The organism is Pseudonocardia pini (assembly GCF_013870575.1).
GTDB lineage: Bacteria > Actinomycetota > Actinomycetes > Mycobacteriales > Pseudonocardiaceae > Pseudonocardia > Pseudonocardia pini.
Genome location: NZ_JACBXB010000959.1, coordinates 1 through 1,789, shown reverse-complemented (window position 1 = coordinate 1,789; position 1,789 = coordinate 1). Strand labels below are relative to the sequence as shown.

Here is a 1,789-nt window from a genome sequence, read left to right as displayed (position 1 = left end):
TCGATCTTGGAGAGCGCGAACCCGACGTGGATGAGGACCCACTCCCCCGGCACCGACCCGCCGGCCAGCGCGACCAGGTCGAGGGTGTTGCGAGCGGCCGTGGCGGCGTCGATGTTGCCGCTCACCGTGCCGATGCCCACCAGCTCCACCGACGGCGAGCGCAGCAGGTAGAGCAGGGCGAGGGAGTCGTCGATGCCGGTGTCGCAGTCGAGGTAGACCGGGGTCGTCACGCGCCGATCTTCCTACACGGACGCCTGACCGAGCGGCACGAGGCCCGCCGAGATGAACGTCGGTGCTGTTCCGACCATGACCACACAGCACCGACGTTCATCTCGACGCGGTCTGGAGGGCCCGCGCCACCACCTCGCGGGTGTCCGCGGGGTCGATGACGTCGTCGATCTCGCCCACCGTGGCCACGCTCAGCGCCTTGCCGCGGTCGTAGTAGTCGGCGAGCAGCTCCTCGTACCGCGCCCGCCGGGCCTCGGGATCGGCGATCGCGTCGAGCTCCTTGCGGAACCCGAGCCGGACGGCGCCCTCCAGGCCCATCCCGCCGAACTCGCCGGTGGGCCACGCGACGGTCAGCGTGGCCGCGCGCAGGTCGCCCGCGGTCATCGCCATCGCGCCCAGCCCGTAGCCCTTGCGCAGCACCACCGCGACCAGCGGCGTGGTCAACCGCGCCCCCGCCACGAACATCGCGCCGAACCGGCGGACGGTGGCCGTCCTCTCGGCCTCGGCGCCCACCATGAAGCCGGGCGTGTCCACGAGTGACACCACGGGCAGCCTCCGCTCCTCGCAGAGCTGCAGGAACCGGGTGGCCTTGTCCGCGGCGTCGCCGTCGATCGCGCCGCCGAGGTGGGTGGGGTCGTTCGCGAGCACCGCCACCGAACGGCCCTCGAGCCGGGCGAACGCCGTCACGATCCCGGTGCCGAACCCCGCGCGCACCTCCAGCACGCTGCCGGTGTCGAAGAGGGTCTCCAGGACCGGTCGGATGTCGTACACGCGCACCCGGTTCTCCGGGACCAGGTGTCGCAGCAGGCGCTGGTCGGCGCACGCGACCTCGGCCGCGGGCACCCCGGTCACCCGGCGCAGGTAGCGCCGCGCGGTGGCGACGGCGGCGGCCTCGTCGGGCACCAGGACGTCGACCACCCCGTTGGGCACCTGCACGGACATCGGTCCCACGTCCTGCGGCGCCACCACACCCAGCCCCGCGCCCTCGATCATGGCCGGGCCGGACATGCCGAGGCTGCTGCCCTCGGTGGCGATGATCAGGTCGCACGCGGCGGCCAGCGCGGCGTTGCCCGCGAAGCAGTAGCCCGCCACGACCGCGACCGTCGGGACGGTGCCCGCCAGCTCGGCCATCAGCCGGAACGTGGGGACGTCCAGCTGCGCGACGGCGGACGTGTCGGTGTCCCCCGGCCTCCCGCCGCCACCCTCCGCGAACACCACCACCGGCAGCCTCCGGCGCTTCGCGAGCTCCAGCAGCCGGTCGGTCTTGCGGTGGTTGTGCACGCCCTGGGTGCCCGCCAGGACGGTGTAGTCGTAGACGAGGACCGCGACCGCGACGCCGTCGACGGTCCCGGTGCCGGTCAGCAGGCCGTCCGCCGGGGTCGCGGCGATGAGGTCCTCGAGGGTGCGCCGCCTGCGCTGCGCCGCGATCACGAACCCGCCGTACTCGGTGAAGCTCCCCGGGTCCAGCAGGTCGGCCAGGTTCTCCCGCGCCGTCCGCATCCCCTTGCCGTGCCTGCGTCCGACGGCGGCGGGGCGGGCCTCGTCGAGCGTGACCCGCTTG

The 1,789-nt window shown here is 73.7% G+C and carries 2 protein-coding genes; both read right to left on the bottom strand.

The genetic code is table 11. The features are described 5' to 3' along the window. Window positions 1-230, bottom strand: a 230-nt coding sequence (locus H5J29_RS31310) for a nucleoside hydrolase (RefSeq protein WP_181784539.1), incomplete at its 3' end; no start/stop codon positions are given. Window positions 231-327: 97 nt separating this feature from the next. Next, on the bottom strand, window positions 328-1,789 hold a 1,462-nt coding region (locus tag H5J29_RS31305; RefSeq protein ID WP_181784538.1), incomplete at its 5' end, for an acyl-CoA carboxylase subunit beta.